Source organism: Fibrobacter sp. (assembly GCF_045112255.1).
Lineage (GTDB): Bacteria > Fibrobacterota > Fibrobacteria > Fibrobacterales > Fibrobacteraceae > Fibrobacter.
Map to the genome: position 1 here is coordinate 15825 of NZ_JBGUHR010000042.1, position 17455 is coordinate 33279.

General features: G+C 49.1%; 18 protein-coding genes and 1 tRNA gene. 12 read left to right on the plus strand and 7 right to left on the minus strand.

From position 1 onward, the window contains the following. Positions 1-2 precede the first annotated feature (2 nt). From ACJMM9_RS05230 to rseP, 3 genes are all read left to right on the plus strand, one after another. Complete coding sequence (locus ACJMM9_RS05230; protein WP_405324478.1) at positions 3-1865, plus strand: glycoside hydrolase family 9 protein; 1863 nt, start codon at positions 3-5, stop codon at positions 1863-1865. A gap of 269 nt (positions 1866-2134) precedes the next feature. Further along, positions 2135-4159, plus strand: a complete 2025-nt coding sequence (locus tag ACJMM9_RS05235; protein ID WP_405324479.1) for a glycoside hydrolase family 9 protein — start codon at positions 2135-2137, stop codon at positions 4157-4159. 104 nt (positions 4160-4263) lie between these two features. Continuing rightward, positions 4264-5616, plus strand: a complete 1353-nt coding sequence (gene rseP, locus ACJMM9_RS05240) for an RIP metalloprotease RseP (RefSeq protein ID WP_405324589.1) — start codon at positions 4264-4266, stop codon at positions 5614-5616. 121 nt (positions 5617-5737) lie between these two features. Here the strand turns inward: rseP and ACJMM9_RS05245 are convergent, their stop codons facing one another. Beyond that, entirely contained in the window at positions 5738-6103 is a 366-nt protein-coding gene (locus ACJMM9_RS05245; protein ID WP_088641360.1) for a cupin domain-containing protein, read from the minus strand. Between the two features lie 74 nt (positions 6104-6177). Then, the gene (locus tag ACJMM9_RS05250) at positions 6178-6423 is read right to left on the minus strand and encodes a TIGR03905 family TSCPD domain-containing protein (RefSeq protein WP_405324481.1); all 246 of its coding nucleotides are present in this window, start codon (positions 6421-6423) and stop codon (positions 6178-6180) included. A 181-nt stretch (positions 6424-6604) separates the two neighbouring features. Between ACJMM9_RS05250 and ACJMM9_RS05255 the strand changes: the two genes are divergently transcribed. Both ACJMM9_RS05255 and ACJMM9_RS05260 read left to right on the plus strand, forming a co-directional pair. Next, positions 6605-7138: a flavodoxin family protein gene (locus ACJMM9_RS05255; RefSeq protein ID WP_405324483.1), complete on the plus strand. Its 534-nt coding sequence runs from the start codon at positions 6605-6607 to the stop codon at positions 7136-7138. A 66-nt stretch (positions 7139-7204) separates the two neighbouring features. Next, positions 7205-7684 carry a methyltransferase family protein gene (locus ACJMM9_RS05260; protein ID WP_405324485.1) on the plus strand — a complete coding sequence of 160 codons (480 nt, stop codon included), beginning with the start codon at positions 7205-7207 and terminating at the stop codon, positions 7682-7684. A 27-nt stretch (positions 7685-7711) separates the two neighbouring features. Here ACJMM9_RS05260 and ACJMM9_RS05265 read toward each other — a convergent pair whose 3' ends face one another. Continuing rightward, positions 7712-8242, minus strand: a complete 531-nt coding sequence (locus ACJMM9_RS05265; protein WP_405324487.1) for a hypothetical protein — start codon at positions 8240-8242, stop codon at positions 7712-7714. Positions 8243-8418: 176 nt separating this feature from the next. On the opposite strand from ACJMM9_RS05265, the gene ACJMM9_RS05270 reads away from it, so the two are divergent. Together ACJMM9_RS05270 and ACJMM9_RS05275 are read left to right on the plus strand one after the other, a co-directional pair. Then, positions 8419-8868 carry a hypothetical protein gene (locus tag ACJMM9_RS05270; protein ID WP_405324489.1) on the plus strand — a complete coding sequence of 150 codons (450 nt, stop codon included), beginning with the start codon at positions 8419-8421 and terminating at the stop codon, positions 8866-8868. Positions 8869-8970: 102 nt separating this feature from the next. Continuing rightward, positions 8971-9357 (plus strand): hypothetical protein, encoded by a 387-nt coding sequence (locus ACJMM9_RS05275; RefSeq protein WP_405324491.1) that lies wholly within the window; start codon positions 8971-8973, stop codon positions 9355-9357. A 155-nt stretch (positions 9358-9512) separates the two neighbouring features. Here ACJMM9_RS05275 and ACJMM9_RS05280 read toward each other — a convergent pair whose 3' ends face one another. Continuing rightward, entirely contained in the window at positions 9513-10007 is a 495-nt protein-coding gene (locus tag ACJMM9_RS05280) for a hypothetical protein (RefSeq protein WP_405324492.1), read from the minus strand. 439 nt (positions 10008-10446) lie between these two features. On the opposite strand from ACJMM9_RS05280, the gene purD reads away from it, so the two are divergent. From purD to ACJMM9_RS05300, 4 genes are all read left to right on the plus strand, one after another. Continuing rightward, positions 10447-11739, plus strand: coding sequence for a phosphoribosylamine--glycine ligase (gene purD / locus ACJMM9_RS05285; protein ID WP_405324493.1), 1293 nt, complete (start codon positions 10447-10449; stop codon positions 11737-11739). A 15-nt stretch (positions 11740-11754) separates the two neighbouring features. After that, positions 11755-12234: a 5-(carboxyamino)imidazole ribonucleotide mutase gene (purE, locus tag ACJMM9_RS05290; protein WP_405324495.1), complete on the plus strand. Its 480-nt coding sequence runs from the start codon at positions 11755-11757 to the stop codon at positions 12232-12234. Between the two features lie 195 nt (positions 12235-12429). After that, positions 12430-13356, plus strand: coding sequence for a DUF3108 domain-containing protein (locus ACJMM9_RS05295; RefSeq protein ID WP_405324496.1), 927 nt, complete (start codon positions 12430-12432; stop codon positions 13354-13356). A 123-nt stretch (positions 13357-13479) separates the two neighbouring features. Beyond that, positions 13480-14469, plus strand: a complete 990-nt coding sequence (locus ACJMM9_RS05300) for a hypothetical protein (RefSeq protein ID WP_405324497.1) — start codon at positions 13480-13482, stop codon at positions 14467-14469. A 69-nt stretch (positions 14470-14538) separates the two neighbouring features. Here ACJMM9_RS05300 and ACJMM9_RS05305 read toward each other — a convergent pair. Further along, positions 14539-14610: transfer RNA gene (locus ACJMM9_RS05305), tRNA-Arg, on the minus strand. A gap of 185 nt (positions 14611-14795) precedes the next feature. Continuing rightward, the gene (rimO, locus tag ACJMM9_RS05310) at positions 14796-16109 is read right to left on the minus strand and encodes a 30S ribosomal protein S12 methylthiotransferase RimO (protein ID WP_405324498.1); all 1314 of its coding nucleotides are present in this window, start codon (positions 16107-16109) and stop codon (positions 14796-14798) included. Positions 16110-16251: 142 nt separating this feature from the next. Here rimO and ACJMM9_RS05315 point away from each other — a divergent pair, with 142 nt between their 5' ends. Further along, entirely contained in the window at positions 16252-16716 is a 465-nt protein-coding gene (locus tag ACJMM9_RS05315; protein WP_405324500.1) for a hypothetical protein, read from the plus strand. A gap of 76 nt (positions 16717-16792) precedes the next feature. Here the strand turns inward: ACJMM9_RS05315 and ACJMM9_RS05320 are convergent, their stop codons facing one another. Next, entirely contained in the window at positions 16793-17335 is a 543-nt protein-coding gene (locus tag ACJMM9_RS05320) for an SPOR domain-containing protein (RefSeq protein WP_405324502.1), read from the minus strand. Between the last annotated feature and the right edge of the window lie 120 nt (positions 17336-17455).

Here is a 17455-nt window from a genome sequence, read left to right on the forward strand (position 1 = left end):
TTATGAAGGCTTCATTTGGCTTAAAACAGTATATCCCCCTCGCAGCTACGGTTCTTTCGCTTGCTACGGCGGCGACCGCTGCAACAGCCTACATCAACCAGGTTGGCTACCGTACCACAGATCCGAAAGAATTTACGCTTTTTGAAGGTTCTGGTGATATCGAAATTGTGGATGCCGCCGGTCAAACTGTGCTTCAGGCTACTCCGAAAGCGGCATCCCGCTGGAATCCGAGCGGTCAGGATGTGCAGCTTGTCGATTTCTCCGCCTTGACCGTTCCTGGAACTTATTCCATCAAGCAGGGCGGGCAAGTGCTCCGTTCCGATTTGGTAATTGCCGAAAAGCCGTTTGAAAATGTTGCTAAGGCAGCCCTTAAGTGGTACTATTATCAGCGAGCTTCCATGGAACTGGAAGAACAGTATGCGGGTCAGTGGAAACGCGCTGCGGGCCATACGAACTCGACGGCGACGCTCCACAGTTCTACGGGAGCTTCGGGAACGATTGAATCTAGCAAGGGCTGGTACGATGCTGGCGACTACGGCCGCTATATCGTGAATTCAGGTATTACGACTTATACACTCCTGTCTCTTTACGAGCATTTCCCGGAATATTTCAAGACTTTCAAGTGGAACATCCCGGCCGACGGAACCCTCCCGGATTTGCTTGCCGAAATCAAGTACAATCTTGACTGGATGCTTACCATGCAGGCGGAAGATGGCGGTGTCTATCACAAGCTTACGACGCTCCAGTTCCCGGGCGACGTGATGCCCGCGAAGGATACGGAAAAACTTTATGTGATTGGCAAGGGTACTGCAGCTGCGTTTGATTTTGCGGCGGTGATGGCTACGGCATACCGAGTGTACAAGCCGTTCGACTCTGCCTATGCGACAAAGTGCCTTGAAGCGGCGAAGAAGGCTTATGCCTGGGGCGCTCAGAACCCGGAAAAGGCATTCAACAATCCGATGGATGTAGGCACGGGTTCTTATAGCGATGGCAAGCTGGATGACGAAAAGGTCTTTGCTGGTATGGAATTGTTTATTTCCACAGGCGATGCATCTTACAAGCCGACTCTGAATCCGAACGAAACGAGCATTGTTCCTGCATGGCCTGAAGTTTATGGCCTTGCTGTTTATGGTGCTGCAACTCATGCAACGGAACTTGGTGCTGAAGCCGCTACCGCAAAGAAAATGCTTACGGACTATGCTAATGAATTTGCGTATGAAGCCTCGAAGGGCTTTGGCGTTGTTATGTCTCAAGATGATTTTGTCTGGGGATCGAATGCTGTTGCTGGCAATCAGGGCGTGTTCCTTCTTCATGCTTACTATATCACAGGTGAACAGAAGTATTACGAAGCTGCAAAGAAGGTGGTGGACTACCTGCTTGGCAAGAATCCGCTCGACATGTCTTTCCTGACGGGTTTCGGTACCAAGTCCGCCAAACTCCCGCACCATCGTCCGAGTACTGCTGACAAGGTGACGGATCCTGTTCCGGGCATGATCGTTGGCGGTCCGCAGCCGGGTGGTGAAGATATCGGTTCCAAGTCTTGGGAATGCAAGGACTATACATCTGGCAAGAAGCCTGCGACGGCTTACATCGATGACCGTTGCAGCTATGCCACGAATGAAGTGGCCATCAACTGGAATGCTCCGTTTGCATACTTGGTTGGCGCTATGGAAGCCTTGAATGCTGGTTACGCTCCGTCCTTTGCTGTAGAAGGTGTTGCAAAGGGAACCTCTGCGATCAAGCCTTCCGTTTCAAGAATTCGTAAGAATGCAAATGATGGTGTTCGTCTTCGTTTTGCTGATCAGAAGGTGTTTATCGAAAAGAGCGGCAAGCGCTTTGACCTCAAGGGTCACCGCATGAAATAGAATTCCCCAAAATCCATATTCATAGAATGCAGAAACGGCGCCCCTTCCGGGACGCCGTTTTTTGTGGCATTTCGTCATCCTCGTATGAAGTGAGAGGCAACCTCAAAAGGCTAGTATGCCCCAAGCACGGTCATCCTCCGTTAGGAGGAACCATAATTTTTCGCCAAACACTTGCTACACTTTTCTGTAAAATAACGTTCTCGCGGGTGGGAAATGCGTTCAAACGGCTCTATATTATATGGACCAAAAACTTGCACTTTTTTACGAGGATGTTTGTGAAGAATCATGCGTTAAAGTCCGTCGCGCTTGCCGCGCTCGTCGCAGCCCCAGCTTTTGCAGCGACTGCCTACATCAACCAGATCGGCTACCGTCCGGGCGACTTCAAGGAACTCGCCTTGGTCGATGCAAACGGCAACGTGGATTTTGTGAATGCTGCCGGCCAGGTCGTTCTCTCCGTGACGCCTAAGGCCGCATCTTACTGGGATGCGAGCGGTCAGAATGTCCAGCTCGTCGATTTCTCCAAGCTTGCCGAAGCGGGCAAGTACAGCATCAAGGTAAACGGCAACGTGCTCCGTTCCGACCTCGTCGTGAAATCCCAGACGTACGAAGAAATCGTCAAGGCCTCCATCAAGTGGTTCTACTACCAGCGTGCCTCCATGGCTCTTGAAAGCCAGTATGCTGGCAAGTGGGCTCGCGCAGCCGGCCACACGAATCCGACTGCCGAACTTCACAATTCTACGGGTGCTTCGGGCACGATCAATTCCAGCAAGGGCTGGTACGATGCTGGCGACTACGGCCGTTACATTGTGAACTCGGGCATTACGACCTACACGCTTCTCTCTCTTTACGAACACTTCCCGCAGTATTTCAAAACGCTCAAGTGGAACATCCCGGCTGAAGGCTCCCTCCCGGATTTGCTTGCCGAAATCAAGTACAATCTCGACTGGATGCTCACCATGCAGGCTTCTGATGGCGGCGTCTACCACAAGCTCACCTCTCTCGGGTTCCCGGGCGACGTGATGCCTGCTCAGGACAATTCCAAGCTTTATGCTATCGGCAAGAGCACGGCGGGCACGTTTGACTTTGCTGCCGTGATGGCGATGGCTTCCCGCATTTACAAGCCGTTCGATGCCGCTTACGCTTCCAAGTGCCTTGAAGCCGCTAAAAAAGCTTACGCTTGGGGCCAGCAGAACCCGAGCCGCAACTATCTTGCCAATCCGTCGGATGTCTCGACGGGCGCCTACGAAAACGACAATCCGAACGACGAAAAGATTCTTGCTGGCACAGAACTTTTCATCACGACGGGGGATGCTTCTTATAAGCAGTCCGGCTCTTCGGAATACGTCTCTTACTGGGGCGATGTCATGGGCCTTGCCACGTACGAGAAGGCAACGCACCAGACGCAGTTTGGTGGCGACGCAAGCGAAGCCAAGCAGAAAATTTTGGGTACGGCGGACAAGTTTGTGAACCGCGCCGAATCTGGTTTTGGCGTTACAATGGTAAAGGATGACTTTGTGTGGGGTTCTAACTCTACGGCTGCAAATCAGGGTGTTTGGCTGTTGCATGCCTACTACCTCACTGGCGAACAGAAGTATTACAAGGCTGCCGTCAAGGCCCTTGATTACCTGCTCGGCAAGAACCCGCTCGACATGTCTTTCGTGACGGGTTATGGTACAAAGTCTCCGAAAATGCCGCACCACCGCCCGAGCACTTCGGATAACGTAGAAGAACCGATTCCGGGTATGCTCGTGGGCGGCCCGCAGCCGGGCGGCGAAGACGTTGGCTCTGCCGCTGAATGGAAGTGCCCGGATTACCGCACGGGTCAGGCTGCTACCGCTTACACTGATCAGCGCTGTAGCTATGCCACGAACGAAGTCGCTATCAACTGGAATGCTCCGCTGGCTTACCTCGCTGGTGCAATCGAAGCCATCAACTCTGGTTTTGCCCCGGAATTTGCTGCCGCAGGCGTTGCAAAACAGGATACGCCGGCCTCTAGTTCTTCCGAGGTTCCCGCAAGTTCATCTTCGAGCGTACCGCAGAGTTCCTCCTCCGCGATTTCTGGCAATTCCTCCTCTTCCGAGATGCCCGCAAGCTCTTCTTCTATTCCGGGCGTTTCCTCTAGCTCTTCTACAAACATTGAATCTTCCAGCTCGCAGGGCACGATTGCAATTCACGCTCCGGTGGATTACAAGGCCGTTCACTCGACACAGCCGCGCCTTCGTTTCGACGACCAGAAGCTTTTCGTTGAAAAGGGCGGCAAGCGCTTTGATTTGAAGGGCCATAGAATTAAGTAGGTTCTATTTTCTAATATTCATGGATTGTCAAATGGTGCCCTGTCTGGGGCATCATTTTTTTCTACATTGACCGTATGATGTCGAGTATCTTAAATAATTTGTTGATGTTCGTTTTGGGGCTTTTGGCGTTGAGCTTTCTCGTGACTATTCACGAACTGGGCCATTTTATCGTCGCCAAGTGGAATAAAGTCCGAGTGAACACTTTCTCTGTAGGCTTTGGCAAAAAGCTTTTCCGATTCAAGAAAGGCGAAACGGAATACTGCATTTCTGCAATTCCCTTTGGCGGCTACGTTGCCATGGCGGGTGAAAATCCGGACAGCATCGAAGAAGGTAAAGTTCCTTCGCAAGATGATTTTTTGGGAAAGTCGGTTGGCGCTCGAGCGGCGATTGCTTTTGCGGGTCCGTTCGTGAATATCGCATTTGCATTTATCCTTCTGATTTTCCTTTATATGGTTGGCGTTCAGGAACCTGATAATAAGAGTCTCATTATCGGTTTTGTGGCGAAAAATTCGTCTGCTGAAATTGCAGGCATCCAGCCGGGTGATACGATTACGTCTATCAATGGCAAGGAAACGCAAGGTTGGGATGATTTTCGTGAACAGATTGGCGTGAGCCTTGGTGCTGATGTGATGCTCGAAGTGCATCGCGGCGGCAAGCCTCTTGCCATCAAGGTTGTCCCGCAAGAACTCGTGATCCCGGCGGCGGATTCCGCTTCAGAACCCATAAAGATGGGAATTGGCGATATCGGTATTTATCCGCGCAACCGCGTGATTGTGCGTCTGCCACCTAAAGAAGGTTCTGCGGCGCAAAAGGCGGGCATCATGCGCGGTGATACGCTCTTTGAAATTAATGGAGAGCATATTTCGCGTTACGAAGATGTTATCCGCCTCATTGATGGATCCAAGGGTGCCGAAGTCAACGTGACGCTTTTGCGCAGTGGCGAAAAGGTCAACGTGAAGATGACGCCTGCTTATAGTGAAGAATTCAAACGCTACATCGTGGGTATCCAGATGGGCTATGTGATGTTCAGCGAAACGCATCTCGTGCGTCGTGGCCCGATCGAAGCTTTCGAAAAGACTTGCGCCACAAGCTGGAAAATGACGACGAGCATCTTCCGCTATTTCAAGCGCTTGTTCCAAGGCCAGGTGAAGGTCGATGCGTTCTCCGGCCCGGTCTCGATTGTCGCCGTGATGGGTAACGTGTGGATGAGCGGCTTCCAGGACTTCCTCATGCTCCTTGCGCTTATCAGCATCAACCTCGGCGTGATGAACTTGCTCCCGCTTGCAATTACCGATGGCGGTCTGCTCCTGTTCCTCGGTATCGAAAAAGTGCGCGGCAAGCCGCTGAGCCTCAAGACACAATCTGTGATCCAGAACGTCGCGGCGGCGTTCTTCATCAGCTTCTTCGTGTTCATCACGATTCTCGATTTCGGGAAAATCTCGCTCTTCTTGAAATAGTAATCTTTGGGCAAGTGCTGCGCGAACTCGTGTCATCCTGAGCGGAGCGTAGCGAAGTCGAAGGATCTAAACTCACAAGAGACTAGTAGTCATGATCCGCGTATGGGGAGGGAATCTCCATTTATCTTGCTTGCATGTACGCGTACGCGAAATTCATCGGTGGCGTACTGATGCAAATGTATTCGAAAATCTCGGGTCCCATATTGCGCAGCCCGTGGATTTCCTTTTCTGCAAAACGCACAACATCGCCTGCTTCAAACGGAACTTCCTTGTCGTCGGCAAGCAATAAAACGCCACGGCCCTGAACCGCGACCCACACCTGTTCCGACGTATAATGCTTATGGCGCGGCTGTTCTGCACCCGGCATTACAGAAACTTTCGTGACCGAAACCTTTTCTGACCTGCTGTTCTCGGGCGTGAGCATCTGTGCAGACTCCACTCCAGGGTTGCACAAAACCGTTATGTCGTACTTTTTAATCAGTTCCATTTCATATGCAAAGATAGCTCTTTATTGTGCACAAATGGCTCAATGCTGTGCTAATCTTCTGTATTTTGCCGTTTTTAAGCTTCCATCCCGAGAACGGCTCGGGCGAGCTGGTCTGCGCAAGAGGTCGGCTTTCCACCGCAGGTGTTGCCGAGCAACTTGGCAGCAATGTCTTTGGCCTTCATACCTTCGCAAAGTTTTGCAATGGCCTTGAGGTTTCCGTTGCATCCACCCGTAAAGCGGATGTTGCGGATTGTATCTCCGTCACGCGTAAACTGAATCGTCGTTGCACATGTACCTTTTGTCTTAAATGTTTCTTCCATAGAAAACTCGTTGTTGTTTTGTAATGTTCGCGTATCTCGCCATCCTGAGCAACGCGAAGGATCCAGTGATGTCTTGATTTGCACTAAATATAGAATGTCTTGTCACTGAGCGTGGCGACTTAGCGCTCCCTAGTTATTTTTTATAGATTATAGCAACAAACTATATGGCAATGGTTTAAATATGAATATTCTTGTTCTTTCGGGTAGCCCGCGCAAGGGCGGCAATACGGATTTATTGGTGGAATCGTTCGTAAAAGGAGCCTCGCAAAATCATCAAGTCGAAGTCGTTTCGGTTCATGATTACAAGGTCAATCCTTGCATCGGTTGCAATTCGTGCTTTGCCCGAGAAGACCACAAGTGCTTCCAGAAAGATGACATGCAGACCATTTACGACAAAATGGCGAGTGTCGAAATGCTCGTGATTGCATCGCCGGTGTATTTCTATGGACTGAGCGCCCAGCTGAAATCTGTCATCGACCGTTTCCACAATCCGATTCGCGATGCGTATCACATCCACAAGATGGCGCTCCTCTTGGTCGGTGCGGCTTCGCTCCCGGAACTGTTCGACGGCATCCTCACGCAGTACAAGCTTTGCTTGAATTTCTTCAAGTTGCAGGACATGGGCCAAGTGCTTGTGCGCGGCGCAAAAGATAAAGGCGATGTCAAGAACAGCGATTCGCTTCAAAAAGCTTTTGAGTTAGGACAAAGTCTTTGATGGTCCGTCATCCTCGAACGAAGTGAGGGGGTCCATTATTTCTTGTATTTACTATAAGGAGGAAAAATGAAACGTTTTCGTGATTTTATCGGATACCTGTTGGGCGGGATTCTTTTTGTGATGCTCATCCCGACAATCATGTGGCTTGCTTCTGGAATGCCTGCGCTGTGGCCCGTTGATACTTGGCGTTGCATCGTGTCGCCTGTCGTGATGCTTGTTGGCCTTGCGCTGAGCGTCTGGACAATCGTCTATATGCGCAGTCGCGGCAAAGGAAATCCAATGGATGCATTCGGCCACGAAGTGGCCCCGCGTACGCAGCATTTGATGGTCGAAGGCCCGTATAAAATTAATCGCAATCCGATGCTGACGGGAACTCTTGTTTACCTCGTGGGCGCCGCCGTATGGCTATGGACTTGGCAAGCTTGCGCCGTATTCGTCGCCTTCTTTGCCATCATGATGGTGCAGGTGCTGAGCGAAGAAAAACGCCTCCGCCGTGATTTCGGCAAAGAATACGAAGAGTATTGCAAACACTCCCGCCGGTTCTAAAATTTGAGATTTTGTATGTAATTTATTTTACAGCTTGAACTTTACACCCCAAGCCATGAAACCGGCCTGCCCGATTCCAAACTGCATAAAGAAGGATGTGTCCTTTCCAAATTCAAATCCCGCAAGGGACAAATGCCAAAGTGTATTTGCTTTAAATTCTTCACTGTTGAAAAGGAATACGGTTCCAATTGCCAGTAGAGAGTAAAAACGAAAATTAGATTCGTTAATCCAATTAATTTTAGCTTTGGGCATGAACGTAATGGTGTGATTGTTATAACCGGAACCGACATACGAATATGTCAGTATGCCGCCGGTTTCCAATTTTCCCCATAGCTCGTATCCATATGCGACATTGAACGAACTCATTGTTAAAAGATTGATATCTTTTAGGTCTTCTTTGTCACCACCAAAGTAACTGACTAGCGCATTTGCTGCCATGACGCTTGCTCCAGTCGTGTTTAAAAGACCGTAGCTAAGGCTCACGCTGTGGGCTCCATTTTCACTGGCGAATAAAACAGAAACTGTAAACAGCAAACAGAGAATAAACGATTTCTTCATATAACAGACAATGTGCAAAAACGTTTTATACGTGATTGACATAATTGCGTTTAAATATAACATTGTTGGCAGGACTGTCGTGAAATTTTATCATAAAAAATGTGATAGAAACGCAATGAAAGTATATTATAGGTGTGAATCTCTTTAACGCTTTGAAATGACCACTGGAATTTAGAATGATGAACAAGATATATTTCTATTCGCTGTATGCTTTTAGCGCGCTTCTTTTTGTCATTGGTTTGTTCCTGCCGCCAACGCCATCTTTTTGCTTTGTTATGCCTGCCATTGAATTGGTATCGGTTTTGACATGTTTCATTTTGTTAGAGAATGTTGTGCCAAGACTGAAGTACTTAAAATGGACGTTGTATTTGTTTGTTGTTGTTGCTGTTTATCATTTGGCATGGCTGCTTGTCGGTTTCTTGGAAATACCCCTTCATTGGAGTAACGGAACGGAATCGCTGCTCTTTTTTTATTACATGACAATGGTGCCGCTTAGAATCCTTCCGCAAATATTTCCGCAAGAAGGTGTAAATATGATTTTTTATTCAATTGCGATTCCTGTGCTTGCGGGGCTTTGGTGCGATGTGTGTATTTTGGGGCTGTTCAGAAAACTCAAAAAGAAGTGAGAGTTTATTAAGCGTTTCGAAAACGGAGTCTCGTGGATTTCTATGGAAAAGAAAAAATGATATGCTAAAATGCTGTAATCTGCATAAAAATATTGAATAATTGTGCAGATTAATATTTTTTTCTGCATAAAAAGAGTTCTTTCGCTACTTCTTTTGTACAAGAATGGTTACGATGTCGGCAAGTACATTTCGTACGAAGAACAGATTAGCAAGAATAAGTCTTGGTATTACGAATCCTTGCGGGAATCTTCCGTGAATTGGCATGAAAGCCGCAATAACTATTTTCCGTTCGTTCAGCACTTCTTAAGCATGCTTTACCAGTGCTATCAAGAATTAGACAAACGCTTTGCAATAGTGAATTCAAATAAAATAACAAAGTCGTCCCGCATTGAGGCTACAGTATTGAATAGCCTTCTTCCGATATCGAAATCCGAGATATGCAAAATTCTCCCCGATGTCAGCCCGACTACTGTCGAATATGTTTTATGAAAAATGGTGAAAAATGGAGTCGTCACGACAGTCGGTGCCGGGCGTGGCACGAAGTATTTGAGGAAGTAATTCAAAACGTCAAATTTTTTTAGCTAGTTTCGGTTCTATATGGAAAAAAACTTGCATGAATGAAACTTTAAAAGACCTTGATAAGGTTAGTGTTTTGATGCTGCATAAATTTTCCAGGCTTCATCTTCGTCGAGTGCTGACATACACCATCCGCCGCCAGGGGTTTTATTTTCGAGCAAGGAAAACATTTGCTGGTCGATTCTCTTCTGAACTTTAATCTCGTCTCTATATGCAGCCATTTCAGATGATACATGATGCCAGGTTGGTGCGAAAAATAATTTGTGACAAGGTAAAATCCAGGTTGGACGTTTTAAATAAAGATAGCCCATAAACTGTTCATCGTAGGGGAAATTTTTATCGGCGTGAAGGACTATGTTGCTTTTTTGATATACTAATAATTTTTGAATTTTATCTAGTTTCAATAGTTCTTCAAACAATTGCTTCCCGGATTGCTCCATCTGGGCTTCGAAACCTATAAATTTTCCATTGAGAACTGGTTGTAACTCAAATCCGTGCTGCAATAAAATTGCTGCATTAAACCCTTTCTGTACTTTCAGAATAACAGTGTTTTGATATGGCATTTGTTAATCCTTAATTTATCTTACCGAATATCCGGTAACTTTATTTGCTTAGTATTTTACGACGCATATTTGACCATGCTTGAGCCTTCAACCGATTGCTCTCAAATCATAGTATTGTGTTATACTCCAAAAAGAGGCGGCGTTTCTAGATCCAAGAAACACATCTTCTTGTTTGCCAATGTAGTCTGCTTTAATTTCGTTGTCTTGTGTCATCAAGATTCTCTATAAGATTCGTATTATGAATATACTTTTATTTTACGAACTATCGTAAAGGATGTGGAAAAGAATATGGATTAAGTTTGCTAACGATGCTATAGCGTCGGCCAAGGATGGGGAGGGTGCAGGGAGGGGCCCGTGCGGCCTTCGCAACTCTGAGCTGGGGCCCCTCCCGCAAGCTTTTTTTCTACATTTTCCTCCGTACAAAGATAAGGACTCGCTTATGAACATTCTCGTCGTTGGTAGCGGTGGTCGCGAACATGCCATCGCTCTTGCAGTCAAGAAGTCGCCGATGTGCGACACTCTCGTGTGCGCTCCGGGCAACCCGGGCATGGCTAACCTCGGCAAGTGCGTGCCGGTCGATGTGGCCGACCCGAAGGCTATTGCCGATCTCGCCGTAGCCGAAAAGATTGACCTCGCGATTATCGGCCCCGAAATCCCGCTCGTCGCTGGCGTGGTGGATGAATTCCGCCGCCGCGGTCTCCGCGCTTTCGGCCCGACTGCGGCTGCTGCCGCGCTCGAAGGCTCCAAGGCCTTCAGTAAGGATATCATGAAGAAGTATGGCGTGCCGACGGCAGCCTTCGAGACCTTCACCGATCTTGCCTCCGCGAAGAAGTTCCTCGCCGAACACCCGGCTCCGATCGTGGTGAAGGCGTCGGGCCTCGCTGCTGGCAAGGGCGCTATCGTCTGCATGACCGACAAGGAAGCAAACGACGCTGTCGAAGAAATGCTCGGCGACAAGGCCGTCTTCGGCGAATCCGGCAAGACGGTCGTGATTGAAGAATTTATGGACGGCGAAGAAGCCTCCATCTTCGTGGTTTGCGACGGCAAGGACTACGTGATTCTCTCCTCTGCTCAGGACCACAAGCGCGTCTTTGACGACGACAAGGGCCCGAACACCGGTGGAATGGGCGCTTACAGCCCGGCTCCGGTTGTGACCGACGCTCTCCTCGATGAAGTCAAGGCAAAGATTATCGAACCGACTCTCAAGGGCATGGCTGCCGAAGGCAAACCTTACACGGGCGTGCTCTACGTGGGCATCATGGTTACGAGCAAGGGCCCGAAGGTTGTGGAATACAACTGCCGCCTCGGTGACCCCGAATGCCAGATTGTGCTCCCGCTCTATGACGGCGACGTGCTCGCTTTGTTCGACGCTGCCGAAAAGGGTGAACTCGCCAAGCTCGGTGCCCCGAAGGCTCCGAAAGGCAGCTCCGCTATCGTCGTGCTCGCCAGCGCCGGTTATCCGGGTTCCTACGAAAAGGGCAAGGTCGTCACGGGAATCGAAGAAGCCGAAAAGAATGGCGCCCAGGTGCTCCATGCCGGTACCAAGATGGTCGACGGCAAGTTGGTGACCAATGGTGGTCGCGTGTTCGGCGTAGTCGGTCACGGTGCAACGCTCCAGGAAGCTTTGGACATCGCTTACGCCGCTTGCGAAAAGGTTCAGTTCGAAGGCAAGTTCTACCGCAAGGACATCGGCAAGAAGGGCTTGGCCCGTCTCGCCAAGATGGGTAAATAAAAAAAGGAATTGAAAATGCAGATTAATGAAGTTCCGAATGCAAAGGTCGGTATCGTTGCGGGTAGCAAGTCCGACCAGGAAACTGTAGACAAGATCACCGCTGTGCTCGACCAGTTCGGCATCACGTGGGAATACAACATCCTCTCTGCACACCGCACCCCGAATGCGACCGCGAAGTATGCTCGCGAAGCCGCCGGGCGAGGCCTCCAGGTCCTCATCGGTGTGGCTGGCCTCGCTGCAGCCCTTCCGGGTGTGCTCGCAGGGCACACGATTCTTCCGGTAATAGGCTTGCCCTGCGCTGGCGGCCCGCTCAATGGCGTCGATGCTCTGCACTCCATCGTGCAGATGCCCCCGGGAATCCCGGTGGCCACAGTCGGCATCGGCAACGGCAAGAATGCCGGTTTCCTCGCTGTCCACATCGTCGCCCTCTCTGACGCATCTGTCCGCGAAAAGCTCGTTGCTTACCGCAAGGGCCTCGGTGACATTGAAGCATAAGCCTCCGGCTTATGCTAATTCGGAGTTCGGAATTATGAATTAGGAATTATTTAAATTGGCGGCTCTGCCGCGATTATTTCAATTCCGAAATCCGAACTCCTAATTCCGAATTAAAAAACGCTGGCGTTTCGTCAGTGTTTTTTTATATATTGTCCTTATCTTAAAATTTATTCATTATAAAGAGTATTGGGGTTTATGTTTTATCGTGCTTTGAAAAGTGTTTTGTTGCTTGCGTTTACTTTGTCGGTTTCGTCTATGGCGGCGGAATCTTCGGATTCGTCTTTGTCCGCGCAGTCCCAAGGTGCGGCGACTCTTGACAAGCTGCCTCAGTCATCGGCGACTCTCGAATCGCAGGCCCCAGGCGTCCAGCCGTCCTCAAGTGCTAGTGCGCCTGCGAAGCCGCTCTCCAAGTGGCAGACCCTTCCCGAAGTTAACGCCCCGTGGATGAAGGGCGAACGTCTTGAATATGAACTCAGCTGGGGATTCATTACGGCTGGGTATGCAACGCTTGAAGTCAAACCTCGCAAGGATGGCAAGGTTGAATTCCTGACTTTTGCAACCGCCAACAAGACCGTCAATAAGTTTTACCCTGTCCATGATACCGTCTATACGCTTGTTCACAAAAACGGTCTCATGACGGACGTGTTCCGCAAGTCCCTTCACGAGGGAACATTCCACAACAAGTCGCTTATCAGGTTTAATCGCGATGGCAAAAAGGCCGTCCTTTCCGATACGGTGTTTAAGGACCCGGTCAAGCACTATGTCAAACGCTCTGCAGATACGTCTGTGACGATAGATGGGCTTGAGCACAGCATTATGTCGGCGTTTTACCTTGTGCGTACGCTCCCGCTTAAAGAGGGGGAAACGTCTCGTTTCTCGGCGGTAAGCGGGAAAAAACGCTATGAACTCAAGGTGATTATTCACAAACGAGAAACTATCAAAACGGATTTGGGCACGTTCAAGACCGTTAAAGTAGAACCGGTTTTGGACGGCGATGGCATTTTCAACTCCAGTGGCCGTATTTTCATCTGGTTTACGGACGATGAAAAGCGACTTCCGGTGCTCATGCAGTGCGAAATTAAGCTCGGTTCGATTAAAGCAGAGCTGAAAAAGGCTAAATAGTCATACTAGAATCTTACGAAATTGTAAAATCAAACGAAAAAACAAGTTTTACAAGAAGTTTTCGAAAAAAACTTCTATAAAAAGTTATATTCCAAGCGTGGTTATTTATCCGAGGCTTTTTTAATGCTGAAAAAATTGTTGTTGCTGTTGTGTCTTTCGAGTTTGGTTGCATGGGCTGCTCCTGCAAAAGCGCGTAAAGCTAAGTCTAAAAAGGCTGCTCCTGTAGCAGAACAGACCGTTGAAGCTCCTGCTGCTCCGGCGGAATCCGATGATGGCTTTATGTCTGTTTCCGAGGCTCCTTCTTCTTCTTCAAAAGCTGTTGATGATGATGACGAAGAAGAAAATGCCGAAGCGTCCATGGCTGGCATGAATGCCGCTCAGAAAAAGGATTTCCTTTCCCGTAAAAAGTTTGAAGAAGAACAGCGTTTGGACGAATATGCAAACTCTGAACGCCGTCGTGACTGGCTCAAGGACCGTCTCGTTTTTGAATTGGGACTTGGTTCCCGTATGCCGTTCATGGGTGAATCTGGCATGGGCATGGGTCTTGGCGCTGGTGTCGAATATATCACTCGCTGGCATGTAGGCGCTTTTGCCTCCTTTGGTTTCTTGCCGAAGGTCAAGGACAGTGAATTTGACTATATGGAACTTGAAGGTGGTACGGGTTATAAGATCGGTATTAACTACTACTTCTTCCCGAAGATTCCTATCCACCTGGGCTTGTCCGCTTCTTACGGTACGGTCTACTTTGACCACGATATGGAACCGGATGACAGTGGCCTTCGCCGTTTGATTTCTGTAAAAGGCTACCAGTTTGATATCCTGGTGTCTTACCTCTCGAATGAATGGTATTATTTGCAGTTCTCTTTTGGTTTCTACTATTCTCCGGAACTTGCTAAGCCTCGTGAATCGAACCCGAGCTTCAAGGAAACGAAGGACTCCAAGACGGAAACCGAAGTTACTTATGCCTCTCGCGTCGTGAACAAGCCTAATGGTATGGACAAGACCGGTATTGTGTTTGGCATTACGATCGGTTATTCCTTCCCGGAATTCTTCCCGGACGATACCGAAAAGCGTCGCCGTCAGCGTGAAAAGGAACGCAAGAACGCTAGGTAATCCGCATTTAGCTTAAGTGCTAAAAAGCCCGCCAGTTCAAATGAACGGCGGGCTTTTTGTTGCTTTTAATACCCATGTCCGGAATCGAACCGGAATACCTTCCTTCGGAGGGAAGGACACTATCCATTGTGATACACGGGCCTATGCAAGTGTACGGGCAAATATAATAATATTAGATAATTAGGAATTCGGATTTCGGAATGAGGAATTGAAATGATCGAGGCTTCGCCGCGATTGTAAATCCTAACCACTAATCACTAACCACTGTCAACGATGTTTTCCCCGTGATTATATCTCTCGTCTCTAGTCTTTCGTCTCTCGTCTGATCAGTCCACAATCTTCACCACAAGTTCGTGCGGTTCGGCGTCTACGACGAGTGCGTTGTGGAATTCTCCCACGTCGCCATCGCCCTCGATGACCTTCACGATATCGTCGTTCTCCATCGAGTTGCCTTCCGTGCGTCCATAGAAATGGTATTCGCTTTCTTCGGCGACCTGGTCGATGATGATCTTGACAGTCTTTCCGATCATGTTCTCGGCGTATTCGGCGGCAAGTTCTTCCTGGTAGTCCGTGACGGCTTCGAGCCTTGCGCGGGCATCGCTTTCGTCCACGGCCGGGAGGTCCATTTCCATCACCGGGGTTCCTTCTTCGGGGCTGAACACAAAGCCACCCAGATGGTCAAATTGCACATCCTGCAAAAGTTCCATCAGCTCTTCGAAATCTTCGTGCGTTTCACCGGGGAATCCGACGAGTACGGTGCTGCGGAGCGTCACGCCCGGGATGCGTTCACGGATCTTGTGCAAAAGGTCTACAAGTTCTTTTTTGCGGTAATTGCGCTTCATGTACTTGAGCATCTTGTCGCTGGCGTGCTGGATTGGCATGTCCACGTACTTCACGAGGCGCGGTTCCTTGGCCATCAAGTCCAGAAGTTCATCGTCCACGAACATCGGGTACCAATAAAGCATGCGGATCCACGGGATGCTCGTGTTGTCAAGCAGTGCTCGCAAAAGTTCGACAAGCGTACCGCCCTTCTTGCCTTTTTCACGTCCAAAGTAAGTCGTGTCCTGTGCAATCAAAGTAATTTCCTTGACGCCCTGGGCTTCGAGGTCCTTTGCCTCTGCAACGATATCTTCGATGGAGCGGGAGTCTTGCTTGCCGCGAATGAGCGGGATGGCGCAGTAGGCGCAGCGGCGGTTGCAGCCTTCCGCAATTTTCAGGTAGGCATGGTGCGAAAAACCGCCCAGGTTCATGCGGGGGAGGTTCTCGGCGTCGCAACTCTGCGGAGCGACAATGCCCATCTTCTTTAAAAGTTCGCCTGGCTTGTACGTGCCGACCCAGTAGTCCACCTCGGGCAGTTCCTTCATCAGTTCTTCGCCATAGCGGCCGCTGAGGCAGCCCGAAACAATCAGTTTCTGCTTCGCCTTCTTTGCTTTTGCCTGGGCGAGAATTGCGTTGATGGATTCTTCCTTCGCGGCTTCGATAAAACCGCACGTGTTCACGAGGATGTAGTCCGCTTTTCCGGCGGTATCGCAGGTTGCAAAACCTGCATGGAGCATTTCGCCGACGAGGTTTTCTGCGTCGACCTGGTTCTTGGCGCATCCGAGATGCACGACAAAGACTTTGGGCTTTTTTGTAGGCATGACACAAATATAGAATTTGAGGCAAGGGGTGCTTCGACGACGTGTTCGGGAGCTGTTTTTTTTCAATGATGGCTTTAAAGCTGTGTTTCTGTATCTTTTTTTTATATTTTCCAAATAACAAAATAATAAGGAGAGTATTTATATGAAAAAAATTATCCTTGCATCAGCAATTATGCTTGCTATGACCGCTTGCGATACTGGTACCAGTGCTAATGCTGACTCCGGAAAAGTCGTGAACGGTTTTTCGTGCAAAGTGACTCGCACGGCCAATTCCGTTACGCTTTCTGAAACGTATTTGCTGGGAACCTATAAACAAACGCAAACGGTTTATCAGGATCAATATGGTTTTGATTATTCCATTTGGGCTACGGACATTGTTTTCACTGATCTTGAGGAAGCCGCTGAGGAATGCGCGGACGAAAGGGATGAAGCTAGGAGCTGGAGAGATGGCAGCTACCAGGTGGAATGCTCGTCGAATTCTGTGCATGTGAAACAACGTGATGATAGCACTCGAGAGGATCTGGAAGATACCGCTCGCGAGTACCAGGCCCAGTGTGACGAAGGTTACCGGAGAGCCCAAAACGGCACTCTTTACGAATACGATTGATCCTGTTTTCGATAGGTTTTAAATGAAAAAGGCTCCGCAAAGTGCGGGGCCTTAACAGTTCGTTGTTCTTGTAAAATTACATGTCTTCGCTTGCGCCTGGCTGGCCAATGCGGTCGTTCTTGCGGTTGTCCACCCATCCGGCATAACCCTGCGGAGCGAGGACTTCCTTGCCGAACTGCTGGGCGTTTGCAATCGTGGAAAAATACCCGACGCGGACGCGGTAGAATGTGCCTTCGAGTTCGCCCGGATTTTCAACTTCGGCAACGTATGCCTTGATGCCCTGGTCGGAGAGCTTGCTCACGACGTTGTTGGCGGCTTTTCTGGAGGGCTGGATGCTTACCTGGATTACGAATGGGCCGGAGGCTTCTTGTTCGACGCTGGATGCCGGAGCCGGGGTTTCGACAGGAGCGGGCTTTTCTTCGCTAAGGGATTGGATCGGAACGAGTGCCGGTTCTTCCTGGACTGGTTCTGGAACCGCTTCTTGCACTGGAGCGGGTTCTTCGACGACGGATTTTACCTCGACTTGGGGAGCAGGCTGTTCTTCCTTGCTACCGCAAGCAGAAAGTAGGGCGATGGAAAGGGTGAATGCCCCAAGTAAAGAAACCGATTGCAATTTCATGGTCGTACTCCGCTTAAAAATAGTTCTCCGGCAATTTGGAAAATCTTACAAATAATATACATAAGTCTTTGATACTTCGCAAGTTATGAAGATTTATTTTTCTGAAAAAAGTCCATATTT